The 17,431-nt window shown below is 61.9% G+C and carries 16 protein-coding genes and 1 pseudogene; 13 read left to right on the plus strand and 4 right to left on the minus strand.

The window, feature by feature from the left end; genetic code table 11:
• The 3 genes and pseudogenes from JNL55_RS00120 to JNL55_RS00130 form a co-directional block, all read left to right on the plus strand.
• Positions 1–289, plus strand: a pseudogene (locus JNL55_RS00120) (MBL fold metallo-hydrolase); the annotation flags it as partial.
• Positions 290–451: 162 nt separating this feature from the next.
• Positions 452–820, plus strand: a complete 369-nt coding sequence (locus JNL55_RS00125) for a DUF3592 domain-containing protein (protein ID WP_293848060.1) — start codon at positions 452–454, stop codon at positions 818–820.
• Positions 821–905: 85 nt separating this feature from the next.
• The gene (locus tag JNL55_RS00130) at positions 906–1,172 is read left to right on the plus strand and encodes a GlsB/YeaQ/YmgE family stress response membrane protein (RefSeq protein ID WP_293848062.1); all 267 of its coding nucleotides are present in this window, start codon (positions 906–908) and stop codon (positions 1,170–1,172) included.
• A 76-nt stretch (positions 1,173–1,248) separates the two neighbouring features.
• On the opposite strand, the gene JNL55_RS00135 is transcribed toward JNL55_RS00130, so the two are convergent.
• Positions 1,249–1,749 carry a MarR family winged helix-turn-helix transcriptional regulator gene (locus JNL55_RS00135; protein WP_293848063.1) on the minus strand — a complete coding sequence of 167 codons (501 nt, stop codon included), beginning with the start codon at positions 1,747–1,749 and terminating at the stop codon, positions 1,249–1,251.
• A 20-nt stretch (positions 1,750–1,769) separates the two neighbouring features.
• Here JNL55_RS00135 and JNL55_RS00140 point away from each other — a divergent pair, with 20 nt between their 5' ends.
• Both JNL55_RS00140 and JNL55_RS00145 read left to right on the plus strand, forming a co-directional pair.
• Entirely contained in the window at positions 1,770–2,939 is a 1,170-nt protein-coding gene (locus JNL55_RS00140; protein WP_293848065.1) for an MFS transporter, read from the plus strand.
• Positions 2,940–2,983: 44 nt separating this feature from the next.
• Positions 2,984–4,513, plus strand: a complete 1,530-nt coding sequence (locus JNL55_RS00145) for an FAD-dependent monooxygenase (RefSeq protein WP_293848066.1) — start codon at positions 2,984–2,986, stop codon at positions 4,511–4,513.
• 3 nt (positions 4,514–4,516) lie between these two features.
• Here the strand turns inward: JNL55_RS00145 and JNL55_RS00150 are convergent, their stop codons facing one another.
• On the minus strand, positions 4,517–6,601 hold the full coding sequence (locus JNL55_RS00150; protein WP_293848067.1) for an alpha/beta hydrolase family protein: 2,085 nt from the start codon (positions 6,599–6,601) through the stop codon (positions 4,517–4,519).
• Between the two features lie 310 nt (positions 6,602–6,911).
• Here JNL55_RS00150 and JNL55_RS00155 point away from each other — a divergent pair, with 310 nt between their 5' ends.
• Together JNL55_RS00155 and JNL55_RS00160 are read left to right on the plus strand one after the other, a co-directional pair.
• On the plus strand, positions 6,912–8,981 hold the full coding sequence (locus JNL55_RS00155; RefSeq protein WP_293848068.1) for an ATP-binding protein: 2,070 nt from the start codon (positions 6,912–6,914) through the stop codon (positions 8,979–8,981).
• A 174-nt stretch (positions 8,982–9,155) separates the two neighbouring features.
• Positions 9,156–9,911, plus strand: coding sequence for a transglycosylase SLT domain-containing protein (locus JNL55_RS00160; RefSeq protein WP_293848070.1), 756 nt, complete (start codon positions 9,156–9,158; stop codon positions 9,909–9,911).
• Here JNL55_RS00160 and JNL55_RS00165 read toward each other — a convergent pair.
• Positions 9,889–11,784, minus strand: a complete 1,896-nt coding sequence (locus tag JNL55_RS00165) for a vWA domain-containing protein (RefSeq protein ID WP_293848071.1) — start codon at positions 11,782–11,784, stop codon at positions 9,889–9,891. The genes JNL55_RS00160 and JNL55_RS00165 overlap by 23 nt on opposite strands.
• A 150-nt stretch (positions 11,785–11,934) precedes the next feature.
• Here JNL55_RS00165 and JNL55_RS00170 point away from each other — a divergent pair, with 150 nt between their 5' ends.
• From JNL55_RS00170 to JNL55_RS00195, 6 genes are all read left to right on the plus strand, one after another.
• Positions 11,935–13,221, plus strand: a complete 1,287-nt coding sequence (locus JNL55_RS00170; protein WP_293848073.1) for an MFS transporter — start codon at positions 11,935–11,937, stop codon at positions 13,219–13,221.
• A 36-nt stretch (positions 13,222–13,257) separates the two neighbouring features.
• The gene (locus tag JNL55_RS00175) at positions 13,258–14,862 is read left to right on the plus strand and encodes an ABC-F family ATPase (RefSeq protein ID WP_293848075.1); all 1,605 of its coding nucleotides are present in this window, start codon (positions 13,258–13,260) and stop codon (positions 14,860–14,862) included.
• 285 nt (positions 14,863–15,147) lie between these two features.
• Entirely contained in the window at positions 15,148–15,438 is a 291-nt protein-coding gene (locus tag JNL55_RS00180) for an RNA recognition motif domain-containing protein (RefSeq protein WP_293848076.1), read from the plus strand.
• A gap of 80 nt (positions 15,439–15,518) precedes the next feature.
• Entirely contained in the window at positions 15,519–15,755 is a 237-nt protein-coding gene (locus JNL55_RS00185; RefSeq protein WP_293848078.1) for a hypothetical protein, read from the plus strand.
• 24 nt (positions 15,756–15,779) lie between these two features.
• A complete protein-coding gene (locus tag JNL55_RS00190; protein ID WP_293848079.1) occupies positions 15,780–16,925 on the plus strand; it encodes a hypothetical protein in 1,146 nt (381 codons plus the stop codon).
• A complete protein-coding gene (locus tag JNL55_RS00195; RefSeq protein WP_293848080.1) occupies positions 16,925–17,191 on the plus strand; it encodes a DUF167 domain-containing protein in 267 nt (88 codons plus the stop codon). Before JNL55_RS00190 ends, JNL55_RS00195 begins: the two co-directional genes overlap by 1 nt.
• Here JNL55_RS00195 and JNL55_RS00200 read toward each other — a convergent pair.
• Positions 17,192–17,431, minus strand: a 240-nt coding sequence (locus JNL55_RS00200; RefSeq protein ID WP_293848081.1) for a hypothetical protein, incomplete at its 5' end; no start/stop codon positions are given.

Below are 17,431 nucleotides of genomic sequence, written 5' to 3' on the forward strand. Positions count from 1 at the left end.
GGCGTTGCGGCCGTTGCGAATGTATCTAACTCACTACGGCGCGGTGGCCCATCCTGAACAGCTGGCGGTCCAGTTCCTGGCGCAGGTGGATGCGATGGCCGCGGCCGCTCGTTCGCTGGCGTCGGTGCCGGACCGTCACGAGCAACTGAAGCGCGCGTTCACGGACATTTATATCGCGGAGCTGCGTCGTTCCGGATCGAGCCAGCCGGAATCTTTCCTACGCGAGCTGTTGGACACCGACATCGAACTCAACGCGCAGGGGCTCGGCGCCTGGCTCAGCAAACATTGAACCAACCTTTGCTGGGCGGTGTGGTGTCGGGAAAAGTCGGGTGGCGCCGACAATTCAGCGTCCGCCTCAGGGTCCGCGCCGTCGAATCGTGATCCACTGCACTGACCGTCGCGATGCCCTCGACGCATCCTGCGCACGGCCCCCCTCGCTTTGGATCGGAACATGTCCGCAGAATTGATGCCCATCATCGCCTTTTTGTCAGGCGCCATGGCGGCAGCGGTATTGAGTTCGCTGTCGGTGTCTCGTGGCTCCAAGCTGCAGCAAGAGATCTTAAAACGAGGCCAAGTCGCACCTGGCCGCGTGCTGCATGTGTGGCGGCCCAAGTTGTACGGCGCCTTCACCCGGATTTATTTCGAGTTCGAACCCGCCGGCATCGACGATACGGTGCGCGGTTGTCACATCGATCGGCGCTCCCTTGCCGAACCCAGTGCTTCGTTGCCCGCCGTGGGCACCACCGTTTCGGTGCGCTACCTACCCGAGAGCCCTCGGCAGGCGGTCATCGCACGGCTCGTGTCCCGATTTACCGACTAAAACTGTCGGTCAATACGGAACCAAGCGCCGGCTCGCCCCATTTCGTGGTCGATAGATGGTTATCGTCGCCCCCGAGGAGGGTCTTATGGGTATTCTCGTTTGGTTGATCGTCGGCGGCGTGGTCGGCTGGCTTGCCAGCATCATCATGCGCACCGATGCACAGCAAGGTGTGTTGTTGAACGTGATCGTGGGCATCGTCGGCGCGTTGCTGGCGGGCTTCATTATTTCGCCGATGGTCGGCGTGGGGACCATTAACGAGGGCATCTCGCTCGCGACCTTCCTGGTCTCGTTGCTGGGCGCCGTCATCCTGCTAGCCATCGTCAATCTGTTTCGTCGCGGTAGCGTGCGCTGAGCACTGGCTAACGACGAACGGGGCGAATCTGAGCAGAAGGCCGGACATGAGTCCGGCCTTTTTTATTGAGCGTTCTTTAGGTAGCAGCCTCGAGCGGCTCGGTGAGCTTGCTCAACAACACCACCAGGGTGCGCAGATCGTCATCGGCCAGCGGCGACATGGTCTTGGCGAGGAATTCGCGATGCGGGCGACGCGTGGCGCGCAATAACTTATCGCCGGCGGGCGTGAGTTTGACCCGAACGATGCGCCGATCGTCGGGATCGGGCAGCCGCTCCACCAAGCCGTCGCGCACCAACCGGTCGATCACGCCGGTGATGTTGCTCATCCGCGAGAAATGCTTTTCGGCGATCCAGCCCAGCGGCACCGGATCCCGGCCCACCAGCAGTCGCAGGACCACGTAGCGCGCCAAAGAAAGATTGTGGGTGGCCAGGTTCCGCTCGACCGCTTTGACGATCAGTTCCGCGGAATGATGGATCTGCACAAAGGCCAGGATGGCCAGCGTATCGGGGCTTTCCAGCTCGATCAGGTCCGCCGGGATACCGCGCAAGGCGCTCAGTTTGGCGGCCGAACTGGCCACCTTCGCCGCTGCTCGCGGCCTTGGTCGGTAACGCGCTCAATCCCGGCACGCTGGCGTTCTATTCGCTCGGCGTGTTGTCGCCGGCGTTACAGCGTGAGTACGGGTGGAGTGCAGGCGCCGCGGCGGGCGGACTGTTCGCAGTGTCGGTGACGACGCTGTTGGTCAGTCCGCTGGCGGGCGCTCTCACCGATCGGTTGGGCGCGCGCAAAGTGGCGTCGTGGTCGGTGGTTCTGCTGTCGCTCACGCTTTGTTTGCTCGCGACCGTGCCGCTTTCATTGCCGATGTACTACGGCTTGTGGATGTTGGCGGCTGCGGGCGGCGCCGGTTCGTTTCCATTCACCTGGTCACGATTGATCACTCAGCATTTCCGGCGCAAGTGCGGACTGGCGCTCGGGTTGTCATTCGTGGGCACAGGCTTGGCCGGTGCGTTGCTCAAGCCGCCGTTGTTTCAAGTGGTCGAGCAGCATGGCGTGCAAGGCGGCTTCTGGTTTCTGGCGGTACTGCCGCTGTTGAGTTTGATCACGACACTGCTGTTGGTTCGGCCAATGTCAGCAGTGCCGCGAACGGATGCGGCTGCGAAGCCCGTCGCTGCAGAAGGAGTCACGCTCGCTGAAGCCACTCGTGACTGGCGGTTCTGGTTGCTCGCACTGGTCGTTGCCAGTGCTGCCATCGGTGTCGGCGGTCCGTTGCCCAACATGGAGAGCGTGCTCAGAGCCACTGGCTACAGCGGTGCCGAAGCAGTGGCGCTGGCGCAGTTGATCGGTCTCGCAATTATCTTTGGTCGTATCGGTTGTGGCGCGTTGCTCGATCGCATCTGGGCGCCGGCCGTCGGTGCAGTGGTGTTGGCGGCGGGTGGTCTCGGCTGTCTCGCGGCTTGGAGTACCACCGAACCGAGCTGGACCGCGGGTGTGACGGTGTTCTTGATCGCGACCGCCTCCGGACTGGAAGTTGAATTGGTGGCGTTCCTGGCGCTGCGTTACTTCGGGCTCAAAAACTACTCGTCCATCTATGGCGTGCTGTACGGCATTTTCGCGCTCGGCACCGGCGTGGGCGCGATCAGCTTCGGCGTGATTTTCGATGCCACGGGTTCGTATGGCCCGGCGCTGATGAGCTTCGGTCTGCTGCTCATAGGAGCCGCTGCCGCCATCTTGTGGCTCGGTGCCTATCGCTACGAGACACGTTCCCAGTGAGCGGACGTGTCACTGATTTCACGGGCGTGGCCCGAGTTGGAAGAATGCTGAATACAGAACATTTCGATGCGGACATCATCGTGGCGGGCGCGGGTCCTTCGGGCCTGGTGGTCTCGTGCGAGGCCGCGCTTGGTGGTGCACGCGTACTGACGTTGGAGAAGCGGGGCGAGCCGTCGTGGTCGCGCGCGGGCAATCTCACATCGCGAGTGCTGGAGTTGTTTGCTTCGCGCGGTCTTGCGGACCGGATTTTGAAGCGAGCGTTCGAGCTGCACACCGAACCGCGCACGGCCAGCGGCATCTGGGCAGGCTTGCCGGGCCTGCGCTACGAAGGGCTCGAGACCGACTATCCGTTCGTGTTGTTTCTGTCGCAGATCGAAATCGAGCGCATGCTGACCGAGCATCTGAAGGATCTTGGCGGCGACTTGCGTCTGCGTCACGAAGTGCTTGGCTTCGATCAAGATGAGACCGGCGTCAGTGTTCGTGTGCGTACGGAAGCGCAGGGCGAACGAACGTTTCGTGCGCGCTATCTAGTCGGCGCAGATGGTAACAAGAGCTCGGTGCGCACCGCTGCCGGCATCCCCTTCGAAGGCCACGCCGCCACCAAGTACGCTTACAACGTCGACGCGCGGATTCGGAATCCTTATCCGGGCGTGTCCACGTTCTTTCATTCCGAAGCGGGCTGGGCGATGGCCTATCCGTTGCGAGATACAGTGACGCGCCTGGCATTCATCGATGCGCAGACTTGTCGCGGGCCACAGTCCGAAAGCACCAGCTTCGATGAAGCGATGGCGATGCTGCGTCGGGTGCATGGCTCGGACTTCGATATTCGCGAAGTCGAAGCGATCACTCGTTTCCATGACGCGATGTTCCTAGCTGCACGCATGCGAGAGCGCCGGGTATTCCTGGTCGGCGAGTCGGTACGAATTCATTATCCCGCGTCCGGCGTGGGCATGAACTTCTGTATTCAAGATGCGTTCAATCTGGGTTGGAAGCTGGCTGCCGTGGCGGCTGGTCGCGCCGCCGACAGCTTGCTCGATACTTATGAGCAAGAACGTCGGCCGCAGATCGAAGCATTGTTGGATGACGTGCGGCGCCAGTGCGCGATCCAATTCAACTTCGACGACGAACATGCAGCGCTGAAGCGCTTCCTGCAAGACGTGCTGATTCCCATGCCGGATGTGAACCGCCGGCTCTGCGAGAATCTGTCGGGCCTGGGTGCTCGTTACGAGCGCGGTGAGGGCAGTCATCCGAGCGTCGGTCAGCGCATGCCCAACCTCAAGCTCACGGATGCCGAGGGCGAGACCAGCAGCGTGTTCGAACAACTGCGTGGCCAGGATTTCTTGTTGCTGGATCTGACCGGCGGCGTGGCGCCGCGGGCGTTGGCAGGATTGCGGATGAAGACCGCGTCTCTAACTGCGCCGGTCAGCAACTCGTCGCTGCAAGGTGCAGCGACGGTGCTGGTGCGCCCGGATGGCTATATCGCCTGGGCCGGCGAGCAAGCTTGCTCCGAATACTTTCCGTTCGAAGAGCTTGCCCGCTGGTTGCCCTCGGCCGGCCGCTTGGCCGACCGTTAATCGCTACTGCGCGGCCGCTGCTTGCGTGGCGGCCGGCTTGTCTCGATAGCGCTCGAACCAAGCCAGGATGGCGCTTGCCTTAGCGGCTGACTGAGAGGGCCGTGCGGTGAAGCCGCCATGCGAAGCGCCGGGCACTTTCACCAAACCCGTGGGCACGCCCGCTAACTGCAGCGCCTGGTAGTACTGTTCCGAATCGCTCAGCGGCGTACGGAAGTCTTGATCGCCTACCACTACCAAGGTCGGTGTCTTCACCGAGCCCACCAGCGACAGCGGCGAACGCGCCCAGTACGACTGCGGATCTTCCCAAGGCGTTTTGCCGAACCAATATTTGGTCATGAACGCGGTGCCGTCGGTGGTCAGCACCAGGCTGGCCCAGTTGATCACCGGTTTCTGCGACGCTGCCGCTTTGAAGCGAGTGGTCTTGCCGACGATCCACGCGGTCAAGATGCCGCCGCCGGAGCCGCCGGTGACGAACAAGTTGTCGGGATCGACGAAGCCTTGCGCGATGGCAGCGTCGACGCAGCTGATCAGGTCGTCGTAGTCGTTGCCCGGATACTTGTGATGAATCAGGTTGGCGAACTCGTCGCCATACGACGTTGAACCGCGCGGGTTGGTATACAACACCACGTAGCCGGCGGCGGCGTAGAGCTGATTGTCAGTGGCGAACACCGGGCCATACGCCGAGAACGGTCCGCCATGAATTTCCAGGATCAGTGGATATTTCTTCTTGGGATCGAAGTTCGGCGGCAACACCAGCCAGGCATCGATGTCGCGCTGATCGAACGAGGACTTCACGTCCAGCGCACGCACTTCACCGAGCGTCTTGCTGCCCAGCAAGCCCTCGTTCAAAGCGGTGAGTTGTTTGGTGCGGCCGCCGCGAGCAATAGAAACATCCGACGGGCGAGAGCCATTGCCGCTGGTGAAGGCGATGCTGCCATCGTTGGCCACGGAGAAGTCGCCGCCGGTGTAGGGACGATCGAGCGAAGAACCGCTCAAGCCTTCCGCCACCGGGGTGATGCGACCGTTGAGCGCGACGCGCGCCACCTTGGTAATAGCGAGATCGTCGTAACGAATCAGCAGACTGCGGCCGTCCGGCGACCACTCGACGCTGTCGATGGAGCGATCCAACGATGCTGTGAGCGAACGCGAGTTGCTGCCGTCGGCATTCATCACGTACAGCTCAAAGTTCTGGTAGCCCTTGAACTTGTCGTCGAAGCTCAGATACGCGATCGACTTGCCATCGGGCGAGACGCGAGCTGAGCTGTCCGGGCCATCGCGCTTGGTCAGCTGCGTGATCTGACCGTCAGCGACTGAAATGCGATAGAGCTCGGTGTTGACCGGCTCACGACGCCAGTTCTCGTTACGATTACCCGTGGCCACCAAATAACTGCCATCCGGCGACCATGACAACGGGCCGCTCTCGTTGAACGCACCGAATGTGAGCTGACGCGGCGCGCCGCCATCCGCTGCGACTACATACACATGGGTGTAGCCTGGCTTCAGATAACCGGCGCCGTCGGCGCGATAAGTGATATCGGTGATGACTTCCAGTGGCGGCGCCCACTGCGCGTTTTCCGGCTTGGGCGGTGCTTCGCCGAGCGGCTCTTTGCTATCCGGCGCGAACAAGGTGAAGGCAATCCATTTACCGTCCGGCGACCAGGTCAACGAGTCCGGGGCGTCCAGCAGCTCGGCCAGCTTGGCGGTCTGGCCGCTTTGTAGCCAACGCACGAACAATTGTGGCCGGCCGTCCTCGGCGCTCGACACGTAGGCGAGCCGATCGCCTTTGGGCGACCAGCGCGGCGAATTGTGCGAACCGCTGCCCGCGACCAATGGCGTTTGCGAGCCAGACTCGGTATCGATCAACCAGATCGAGCTGCGACCGCGGTCGGTCATGATGTCGAACGAGCGCCGCGCGTAGGCGACGGCCTTGCCGTCGGGCCGAATTTGCGGATCGCTGGCGTATTGCAGGCCGAACAGGTCGCGGCCTTGGAAGATTTTGTTGGCCGCCTCGGGCGGCGTTGCCAGGGCCGCTGTCAGCGGAGTGGCCGTGGTAATCAGGCAAGCAACGAGGAGCGGCAATCGGCGCATAAATTCCTCTGGCTCCGGGGCGGGAAAACGGGGCGGGTACGCTATCCCTCCCGCCGCGCAGCGTCCAGTGAACTAACGAACCGGCTGGCGGCTTCGGCAGTTATTGCTACTGACCCTAACAGGGGCCTCCCCGGTACAGGGATGTATCCCCGTCCGCGGCGGCGAGCTGAGCAAAAACCACGTTTTTGCTCAGCTCGCACGAGGCCCGTGGCAGGATGCCCGGTGCCGAATCCGTAAAGTGGCGGTGTACGAATCCCCGCCTTGGAATGGGAGGATGGGCGCGGCGGTGGCATCGCGACCGGAGATTTTTGTGCCTGTATCGACGGCCGAGCTGTCGTGGCGCGTGCTCGGCTTCGTCAATGGGCTGCGGCTGCTCGCCTCGGCGTCGCTCGCGACTTTATTCGTTTCCATCATGCCCGAGACCATCGGGCAGCTCGATCCGGCTTTGTTTGCCGGCTCGGCGACGGCCTATTTCCTGTATGCCGTGGTGTCGGTGGGCAGCATCCGCCGCCGCACGCCCGACATCGTCCTGCAAACATGGACGGGTGTATTTGCCGATGTGCTGGTGTTGTCGCTGCTCACCTACGCCAGCGGCGGGGTGAACGGCGGGATTTCGGCATTGGTGGTGTTGTCCATCGGGGCGGCCAGTTTCATTTTGCGTCGCCGGTTGGCTTTGGCCATCGCGGCCACTGCTGCCGTTGCCATGCTCGTTCAGCCAGGCATCAGTTTGCTGGCGAACGTCGATGCCGTCGGTGACTTCACGACGGCGGCGATTTCCGGTGCATTGACGGTCGTGATCTCGCTGGGCATTTGCCAGTTGGCGCGCGTGATGCGACAGAACGAAGAACTGATTCGCCAGCGCGAGTCCGCTCACATCGAGCTTGCCGATTTACACCGGTCGCTCGCGCAGTACTTGCGTGAGGGGGTGTTGATTGTGGACGCGGAGAACAGCGTCACCATGATCAGCGACTCCGCCGCGACGCTGCTTCAAGGCGGCAGTGTGATGGAAGGGTCGCCGCTGTCGGATGTGTCATCGCGACTCGCCAATCTGTTGGAGACGTGGCGACGTTATTTCTGCGATGAAAGCCGCAGCGCGCCGACCATGATGGCGTTCGATGGCGAGCGTCGATTGCAACTCAAGTTTGTGTCGCTTGATAACAGCACGCAGGGACCGGCGCTGATTTTTGTCGAAGACAAATCGCGCGCCGCGCCTTGGCTGGCGTCGATGGTGCCGGCGTCTGTGCAAGTCAATCAAGTTCCCGTGCCGCGCGAGCCCGCGCCGCCGCGGGAGGTGGCTCGGGCTGAGCCGGTTGTTCGAAATGTTTCTAAAGAGCGGGCGTTCGAGAGTCCTTACGCGGCCGGTGCGGTTCGTGAACCGTCGTATGAAGGCGGGCAATATGGAGGTGGGTTGTCGCCGGTAAATGCGTTACGCAACAGCGCGCCGCGCGGCAGTTCGTTTGAAGAGTCGTCGTATCGAGAGGGGCCGCGTCGGCAAAGTCCACCACGAGTTGATGCTGTGCGCGCCGATGCAGATGTCGACAACGCGAATGAGGAGGATTATCGAGCCAATACTTTGCGAGAGAACATCGCGAGACAAAACTCCTTCCGAGCTGCGCTTCAAGAGATTTCTCCCTGGGAGAATCCGCCCAAGCCGGTGCCGGCACCGCCAGCAGCTAGGTCGCCATCATCCAGGCCGCTACCGCCTGCTCGATCGTCCTCGGCGCGTCCCAGCCAGCCGGCAAGCACCGGAGCGCGCCAACAACGACAGCCAGCGCAGCAGCTGGCGCAGCCGCAGCCACCGCGGCCGCCGGGGAGCATGCTGACGAATAACGATCCACGACTGCGCATCATCATCGGCAATGCCTTGCAGTTCGGGCGGCGCGACTCGCTGCGGCTGGAGCGGGTCGATCTGGCGTCTTGGTCCAAGGAATTCCTTACCGAGTTCTGGCAGACCGAAGACATCGATCAGGACACATTGCGACTCAGCGCTCCACGCGAGAGCGTGCCGGTGCGCGCTGATCCGGCGCATTTGCATAAACTGCTCTGGGCACTGTGCACTGATCTGTTGAGATACGGCCGCGCCAGTAACGCCACTGATCCCGTCGAGATTCGCGTCGGTCGCAGCGCCACCACGCAGCGACGCTATCTCGATGTGATCGATCGTGGCTCTGCCATTGGTCCGGTCGATTCGAAGCGCGTGTTCGAGCCGTTTCTCGCGGCAGGCAAAGCAGGCACGGGCATTGCGATGTTCGTGTCGCGGGAGTTGTCGCCAGGCGTGCGCTCTGGCGCCAACAACGATCCTCGTCCCGGCGGCGGCGTAGTGTTCAGGTTGGTGTTCGCCGAGGCGCCGGCGCCCAAACCAGTAGCAGCAGCGGACTAGCATTGCGCAGCTAGATCGCTGCATGGTTCCATAGCGATCTTCCCGGTAGAGCAGAGGAGTCTGGGGATCAGCAGTCGGCGCAGTAAGTCGCGCGGCTCCGGCAAACGTGGCCGCAGCTGGCGCATCACCAAGTTTCTTCCGAGCGCAACCACCCGCAAGCGGTGGCTGCGCATTTTGCGTACCGCGCCACTGACGTTGCAGTTGATCGTGGTGCTGCTGTTGACCGTGTCCACCTGGTTCGCGGCCAACTTCATCTATCAAGTGATTCGCAAACCGTCCGAGCTGTTCTTTCCGGTGAGCGGCACGCTCTACAAGACGCCGAGCGAAACCTGGACGTCGTACGAGCCCATCTTTCGCAAACACTCCACGGCTACGGTCAGCGCCGAGTTGTTGGCGGCGTTGGCGCAAGTCGAAGGCTCGGGCAATCCCATCGTGCGCACGTACTGGCGATGGTCGCTCACCCACAAGCCGTTCGAAGTCTATCGGCCCGCGTCCAGCGCGGTGGGCATGTATCAAATCACCAATGGCACGTTCGAAGAGACCAAACAGCTGTGCGTGCACGATCACGTGGTGGTGCGCGACGGTCCCTGGAGCGACTTCAAGTCATGCTGGTTCAACAGTCTGTACATGCGCGTCATTCCGTCGCATGCGGTGGAGATGACGTCGGCGTACTTGGATACCCGTATCGCCATCATCCTGAGCAAACATGGCATTCGATCCGCGACGCTCAGGCAAAAACAAGACCTGGCTGCGGTGATCCACGTGTGTGGTGCCGGGGCGGGCTCAGTCTTCGCACGTCGCGGTTTTCAGCCGCGACCCGGGCAGCATTGCGGCGATCATTCCGTGCAAGGCTATATCTCGCGTGTGAATCGGATGAAGGGCGTGTTCGCCTCGCTCGCGCAGCAGCCTAAAGCTTCACTGTGGCAGTAGCCTTCGGTTCGATCGTCACCGACTGAGCGCGACTGCTCTGGCCTTTGATACGGACGGTGTACGTGCCGGGCAGCACACTCACCGCTTCGCTGCCGGTGACGCCGCTTGCGACCACCTGACCTTGCGCCGTGACCACTTCAAAGCTCGAGCGCAACGATTGAGTGAGCGCATTACTCAAGCCCGCCGCGTCCTTGGCGTCGAAGTAACTGCCGTTGCCGAGCGACGCCCAGTGACTGAACGTGACCGCGAGCTTGGGGTCTTCGATGGCGAAGCCGACGATGTTGACGCGCACCGTAGTGCCGGCCTTGTTCAATGCTGCGATGGCCGCCGCTGGATCGCCGCCGCAAGTTTCTTCACCGTCGGTCAGGAGCACGACCAAGCGTTCGCCTTTGACGGCGGCTAGGTCCGACGACACTTTTTCCAACGACGCGCCGATGGGCGTGCGCGCATTGTTCTTGGCTTCGAGTGCATTGATCTTGGCGCCGACCGCGGCGGCATTGAGCGGGCTCAGTGCGATGTCCAAGTCGGTCTGGCACGAGTCCACTTCGCGGCCGAACACTCGGAACGCGAACGGCGTGCCGGCGGGAATGCCGGCGGAGGTGAGCTTGGTCAAGGTTTGTTTGGCAATGTCGATGCGACGCTGACCGCCGATCTTTTGCAGCATGCTGCCGGACGCGTCGAGAATGATTTCGATGCCGCCGCCGGCCGCCACGGCGGTGGTTGCAGTCACCAGCAATTTGCCGGGCTCTTGCTTCGCCGGCGTCACACGAATCGTGGCCTTGGCGAGCGTGGTGTGGGACTGGCCGGTCGCGTACCAAATCTCATAGTCGCCGGCCTGCAACGGCGCGATCAACTTGGCCGGACTGCCTTCGGACGAATATTTGTAATAGCCGCTGGTGCCTTCGCGCGCACCCTTGGCGACGACGGTGATGTAGTCGGACTGATTGTTCGGTCCCTTCCAAGTCACATTGAATGCGCTGCCGGCCACGGCTTCGGCCGGGCCCTGCACGGACGCGTCCGCTGCGCCGATGGCGATCTTCGTAGACGCCAGCGTGGCGTAGCTTTGGCCGGTGAGATAGCGAATCTCATAGTCGCCGGCGGCGTCGGGTGCACGCAATTCAACCGGATTGCCTGCTCTGGTGTACTCGTACTTTGAGTACGTGCGCTCGGGCGCGCCGGCTTTCACGATGGCAATGAAATCCTGCGGATTGTTCGGGCCTTGCCACTTCACTTGAAACTTGGCACCGGCCGCAGCTTGTGCCGGTGCGGTGACGCTGGCGGAAACTTTGCCGATGCTGAGTTTGCGAGTGGCGATGACCTTGTCGCCGTTGCCCAGGAAATACCGCAGCTCGTAGTCGCCGTCGACATCCAGTGCGCGAAGTTTCGCGGGACTGCCGCCGCGAGTGTATGCATAGACCAGATACGGACGCTCGGCATTGCCGATGGCAATGTAGTCGCGTTCGTTGTTGGGGCCGGTCCATTTGACCTCGAAGTTGGCTCCGGCCGCGACCTGCGCTGGTGCCTCGAGCGTCGCGGTCACGGCGACCACTTTCAATGGCACGCGAGCCAGAGTCGGATACGGGCTGCTGGCCGCGAGCAGACGAATCTCATAATCGCCCGGCGTCGCCGGCACTCGCAGTTCGACCTTGCCGGATTTAGTGGCGTACTCGTAAGCGTCGTATTTACCTTCCGGCGTGCTCTTGGGCACGATGCTGATGAAGTCTCGCGGGTTGTCGCTGCCCGTGAAGCTGACCGGGATGACGGCGCCGATGTTGGCGGTGGCCGGGCCTTGCAACGCCGGCGCGCCCCAGGCGAGCGAGGTGCCGAGCAGGAACAACCAGACCAGTCGGGTCAGCGTCGAGCGGGCGTGCATGCGGGGACCTATCGAGGTTGGAAGTGGCGCGGGACGGCGGATTCTAGGCCGATCCCGCGCCGCCGACCTCGGCCGATAGGGCCAACCGCGCCGATTCGTGCGAGAATCCGCGCCCGCCATCCCCCAGATCCGCAGGTTTCGCTAAAAACGATGAGTCAGACGTCGGTGTCGAACGGCGCAGGTAACTCGCCGCGACGGGTGCTGTTTGCCAGTCTGATCGGCACCACGATCGAATATTTCGACTTTTACATCTATGCCACGGCGGCGGTGCTGGTGTTCCCGCAGCTGTTTTTCCCGGCGAGCGACTCGGCCTCGGCGACCTTGCAGTCGTTGGCCACGTTCGCGCTGGCGTTTTTCGCGCGGCCGCTGGGATCGGCGTTGTTCGGCCATTTTGGCGACCGCGTCGGGCGCAAGGCCACCTTGGTGGCGGCACTGCTGACCATGGGGCTGTCGACGGTGTTCATCGGGTTGCTGCCGACCTATGAGTCGATTGGCTTGCTGGCGCCGCTGTTGCTGGCCTTATGTCGTCTCGGCCAGGGCTTGGGGCTGGGCGGGGAGTGGGGTGGCGCGGTATTGCTCGCCACCGAGAATGCGCCGCCGGGCAAACAGGCCTGGTACGGCATGTTTCCGCAGCTCGGCGCGCCGCTCGGGTTCTTGTGTTCGACAGGTGTGTTCTTGTTGTTGACCGAATATCTGAGCGACGTCGAGTTTTTCGCCTGGGGCTGGCGGGTGCCGTTCATTGCCAGCGCGTTGCTGGTGTTCGTCGGTTTGTATGTTCGCTTGCGGTTGCATGAGACGCCGGCATTCCAGCGCGCCATCGACAACAACGAGCGCGTGCGGCTGCCCATGCTCACGGTGTGCACTCAACATACGCGGACGCTGATTTTGGGAACGTTCGCTGCCACCGCCACCTTCGTGGTGTTTTATTTGATGACGGTGTTTTCGCTCAGCTGGGGCACCACGGCGCTGGGCTACACGCGGCAGGAGTTCTTGATTCTGCAAATGGTCGGCGTGCTGTTTTTCGCGCTCACCATTCCGCTCTCGGCGGTGATCGCCGACCGCCGCGGCCGCTTCCCCATGTTGATTGCCGCGACCTTGGGCATCATGGCGTTCGGCTTGTTTTTCGCGCCCTTATTTAGTGCCGCCTCGCCGCTGCGTGTGGTCATATTCCTTGCGCTCGGGCTGGGCTTGATGGGACTCACCTACGGACCGCTCGGGACGGCACTTTCGGAGCTGTTCCCGACCTCAGTTCGGTACACTGGCGCCTCTTTGACGTTCAACCTGGCCGGCATCGTGGGCGCCTCGCTGGCGCCGTACGTGGCCACCTGGCTCGCGACCCACTACGGGCTGGCGTATGTCGGCTATTACCTCACGGCTGCTGGGGCCATCACGTTGCTGGCGCTGCTCTTGATCCGCCGGCCGCAGCCACCACTTTGAGCTTTCTTTTGTAAGTCTTCGGCAACTCCAACACGCATGCTGTCTACCGCAAACGTTTCTATTCAATTCGGCGCCAAGCCGCTGTTCGAACAGGTTTCGGTCAAGTTCGCCGATGGCAATCGCTACGGCTTGATCGGCGCCAACGGCTGCGGCAAGTCCACGTTCATGAAAATCCTCGGCCGCGAGCTGGATCCCAGCTCGGGCGAAGTGATGCTGGTGAACGGCATGCGCGTGGGCAAACTGCGCCAGGATCAATTCGCGTACGAAGATCAGCGCGTGTTGGACGTGGTCATGCAAGGCCACGCCGAAATGTGGGAAGCGATGGTGGAGCGCGATCGCATTTATGCGAACGCCGAAGCCACCGATTCGGACTACATGCGCGCGGCCGAGTTGGAAGCGAAGTACGCCGAGTACGGCGGCTACGACGCTGAAGCCCGCGCTGCCAGCATTTTGAAAGATGCCGGCATCGATCCTTCGTATCACAACGGCCCGATGCGCGAGGTGGCGCCGGGTTGGAAGCTGCGTGTGTTGCTGGCGCAGGCGCTGTTTTCGCGCCCCGATGTGTTGTTGCTCGACGAGCCCACCAACAACCTGGACATCCATTCCATCGGTTGGTTGGAAAACGTGCTGAATCAGTACGACGCCACCATGATCATCATCAGCCACGATCGGCACTTCCTGAATCAGGTGTGCACTCACATGGCCGATCTGGACTATGGCCAGCTGAAGATCTACCCGGGCAATTACGACGACTTCATGTTGGCGTCGGTGCAGGCGCGCGAGCGCGTCGAAGCGTCCAACGCCAAGGCCAAGGAACGCATCTCCGACTTGCAGGAATTCGTGCGCCGCTTCTCGGCCAATGCCTCCAAGGCGCGCCAGGCGACCTCACGCCAGCGACAGATCGAAAAGATCAAGATCGAGGAGGTCAAGCCGTCCTCGCGCCAGAATCCGTACATTCGTTTCGAGCAGGAAAAGAAGCTGTATCGCAACGCTGTCACGGTGGAAGAGTTGAGCTTCACTTATCCCGGCGCCGAGCAGCCGGTGCTGCACAACGTGAACTTCAATGTCGAAGCCGGCGAGCGCATCGCCATCATCGGCCAGAACGGTGTCGGCAAGTCCACGCTGATGCGCTTGTTGGCCGGCGAGCTGCAGCCCACTAAGGGCACCATCACCTGGGTGGACAACGCCAAGGTCGGCTACATGCCGCAGGATCCGCAGGCTGAGTTCGCCAACAAGGTGGACCTGTTCACCTGGATGACCGAGTGGCGCGGCAAGAGCGACGACGATCAGATCGTGCGCGCCACGCTGGGCCGGCTATTGTTTTCCGGCGAGGAAACTCGTAAGTCGGTCAAGGTGCTGTCCGGCGGCGAGAAGGGCCGCATGATTTACGGCAAGCTGATCCTGGCCAAGCCCAATGTGCTGGTGCTGGACGAGCCCACCAACCACATGGACATGGAAACCATCGAATCGCTGCAGATCGGCGTGGAAAAGTACCCCGGCACCTTGGTGTTCGTGTCGCACGACCGTGAGTTCGTGGGTGGCATTGCCAACCGCATCATCGAGGTGCAGCCCGGCGGCAAGCTGATCGACTTCAAGGGGACTTATGACGAATACCTGAAGTCGCGGGGCCTGACTGCTTAACGGTCCGCCGCTGGGCGGCCGATGCGACGCTGGCCTAAGACTCCGGTCGGCTGGGAAAGTGCTCGCATCGGCCGAAATATTCGTCACGGCGGCCGCCGCCATGTATAGTCGACCCCGGCTCGTAACCTTTCTCTTTATCTTTTCTTGGTCAGCGGCGACCCCCTCATGCTCGCCGGCGCCTCTCAGGCGCGATCAACTCAACCTAAACCGAATCGTTCTCGAACCACGGTGGCCGTGCCTCGCATAGCCTTGTTTTCCCACGGCCTGTTTGGGCTGGAGTATTGAATGAGCAAAATCTACGTGGGCAATCTGCCCTTTTCCGCCGATGAAAATGCGGTTCGCGAGCTGTTCGCACAGCACGGCACCGTCGAGTCGGTTGCCCTGATCAATGACCGTGAAACCGGTCGTCCTCGTGGCTTCGGCTTCGTCGAAATGCCGCGCGCCGATGCGGCCCGCGCCATCCAGAGCCTCAATGGCCATGACATGGGCGGTCGCGCTCTGAAGGTCAACGAAGCGCAGGACAAGCCCCGCGGCGGTGGCGGCGGCGGCGGCGGTGGCGGCCCGCGTCGCTGGTAATGTGACTCATCGTCCCGCGGAGCCTCACGGTTCCGCGGGACGGTTCCTGGCGGTTCAAGCGAAATGGGTGAGGGTTCGAGATGAAATCTGCCGCTGCCACGGATGCGTGGCTCGAAACACCGTTCGTCCGTCAGTCGGTGACGCCTACCGCAACCCCCGAGGGCTGCGAAGGCAACTGGTTCAAGTATGTGATTTCTCAGGGCGATAACGAGATCACCGGTCTGCGCGCCGGCAGCCTGAACGAAGTCACCCGGCAGGTCGATGAAATGACCGACCGCCTCAACGAGCGCCGCATCGGCAAACAGAAGTACAAATAACACGCCGACGGTTAGAGTCGCGGCATGGCTGCGACGGACTTGCTCAAGTATCTATTGATACCGCTGCGTAGTGCAGCGCTGGTTCTGATCCTCAGCTTCAGTTTGTTGTTAGCGCTGGCCGCCTCCGGTGGCTTACTGGGTTTGCCGCTGGCGCTACTGATCCTCTCCTGGTTCTTCAAATACGGCTTCGCGCTCGCCGACGCTACTGCGGACGGTGTTAAAGAACCGCCCGTGCTCTCCATGGACATGCTGAATCCAGCGAATGAATCGCGGCCGCTCGGCTTGCTGCTGGTGGTGGCGTTGTTCTATGGGTTCAGTGTTTTGCTGGAACCTGCGTTGGGTCGCGAAGTGACTGCGGTCATTCGTGCCGTCGGTCTGTTGTCGATCCCGGCCGTCATCATGACTCAGGCGGCCAGCGGCTTTCTGCAGTCGCTGAATCCGCTGACGTTGTTACAGATCGTGCTGCGTGTGCCTGGCAGCTACGCCCTCATTCTCGCGGTGCTCGCGGGTGCGTGGTGGTTAGCGACCATGCTCGTGACCTGGTTGCCCGAGGTGGAGTTGCCATTCTCCCTCGAGATTCCCATGCCTGAGATCGTGCGCGTGATGATTCTCATGTACGCGTGGCTGGCGTCGTTCGCCATGATCGGCGGTGTTTTATATGAGCGGCGCTTGGAGTTGGGATTCGAGCCGGCGCACTCGCCGGAGCGTGAGGCTGCGAAGGCCGAGCGCGAGCAGCAGCGTGAACTCGATCAACTCATCGATCGAATTTTCGCCGAGTGGCGCGGCGGGGCGTATGGCAATGCCTGGCGGACCATCGAAGCGCATTTTAATAGCAGCGCACGCCCGAGTGCTGAGCTGATGGCTTTGTTTCAGCGCGCCTCGCAATGGCCCGACGGGCGCTTGGCTCATCGGCTGGCGCAAGAGCTGATTCCGCATTTGTTAGTGGCACGGCGCACCGGCGATGCATTGAACATCGTGCGTGCGCAGTTGCGATCCGATGCCAGCTTCCGCCCGCTCGAGAGCGAGCACACGATCAAGTTGATCGAGCTGGCTCGCGATGCTGGCGATAGAAGCACCGCGCGTACATTGCTGGTCGGATTCGATGAGCGGTACGCCGATGACATGGCTCGACGCATCGCTGGTCAGCAGGCTCGGCAACTGGAGCGTTGATGGCCATCGCTGCTCGCATCAGCGTGTATGTGCAACCTCGCGCGAGTAAAACCGCTGTCGCCGGAATGCACGACGGTTGCGTCAAGATCAGGTTGGCGGCACCACCGGTCGATGGTGCCGCCAACGCTGCATTGGTGGAGTTCGTCGCCGCCCAGCTTGGGATCGCCAAATCCAAAGTGCGCGTCGCCTCCGGGCTGAGCAGCCGGCGTAAAGTCGTCGAAGTGGAGGGAGTTTCGACCGAGCAGCTGTCCGCAGTGTTGCGGTAGTTATTGATTGGCTGCGTCGTCGACTCGTAACAGATCCAGCGTGCCTTGTTGAGTGTCGAGCAGCACGTAGGTCACTACGTCGCCGTTGGAAACGTGAAAGCGCGCCGGACCGAGCGCTAACGTGGACGTGCCGGCGTAGTAGAAATAGATGTCGTAGTCGCCCTCGACCAGAGTGAACTGACTGGACATATTTTGATAAGGCAGCGACGAAACGCTCGCAACAGTGTCGTCGTCATCGAA

Origin of the sequence: Steroidobacter sp. (assembly GCF_016790065.1) — a bacterium.
Classification (GTDB): domain Bacteria; phylum Pseudomonadota; class Gammaproteobacteria; order Steroidobacterales; family Steroidobacteraceae; genus Steroidobacter.

What these genes read in the sequence shown, in the direction of transcription:
- JNL55_RS00170 (WP_293848073.1), top strand. Translation starts at nt 11,935, where the DNA reads ATGAGTCAGACGTCGGTGTCGAACGGCGCAGGTAACTCGCCGCGACGG.
- JNL55_RS00150 (WP_293848067.1), bottom strand. Translation starts at nt 6,601, where the DNA reads ATGCGCCGATTGCCGCTCCTCGTTGCTTGCCTGATTACCACGGCCACT.
- JNL55_RS00180 (WP_293848076.1), top strand. Translation starts at nt 15,148, where the DNA reads ATGAGCAAAATCTACGTGGGCAATCTGCCCTTTTCCGCCGATGAAAAT.
- JNL55_RS00165 (WP_293848071.1), bottom strand. Translation starts at nt 11,784, where the DNA reads ATGCACGCCCGCTCGACGCTGACCCGACTGGTCTGGTTGTTCCTGCTC.
- JNL55_RS00175 (WP_293848075.1), top strand. Translation starts at nt 13,258, where the DNA reads ATGCTGTCTACCGCAAACGTTTCTATTCAATTCGGCGCCAAGCCGCTG.
- JNL55_RS00125 (WP_293848060.1), top strand. Translation starts at nt 452, where the DNA reads ATGTCCGCAGAATTGATGCCCATCATCGCCTTTTTGTCAGGCGCCATG.
- JNL55_RS00195 (WP_293848080.1), top strand. Translation starts at nt 16,925, where the DNA reads ATGGCCATCGCTGCTCGCATCAGCGTGTATGTGCAACCTCGCGCGAGT.
- JNL55_RS00185 (WP_293848078.1), top strand. Translation starts at nt 15,519, where the DNA reads ATGAAATCTGCCGCTGCCACGGATGCGTGGCTCGAAACACCGTTCGTC.
- JNL55_RS00190 (WP_293848079.1), top strand. Translation starts at nt 15,780, where the DNA reads ATGGCTGCGACGGACTTGCTCAAGTATCTATTGATACCGCTGCGTAGT.
- JNL55_RS00130 (WP_293848062.1), top strand. Translation starts at nt 906, where the DNA reads ATGGGTATTCTCGTTTGGTTGATCGTCGGCGGCGTGGTCGGCTGGCTT.
- JNL55_RS00145 (WP_293848066.1), top strand. Translation starts at nt 2,984, where the DNA reads ATGCTGAATACAGAACATTTCGATGCGGACATCATCGTGGCGGGCGCG.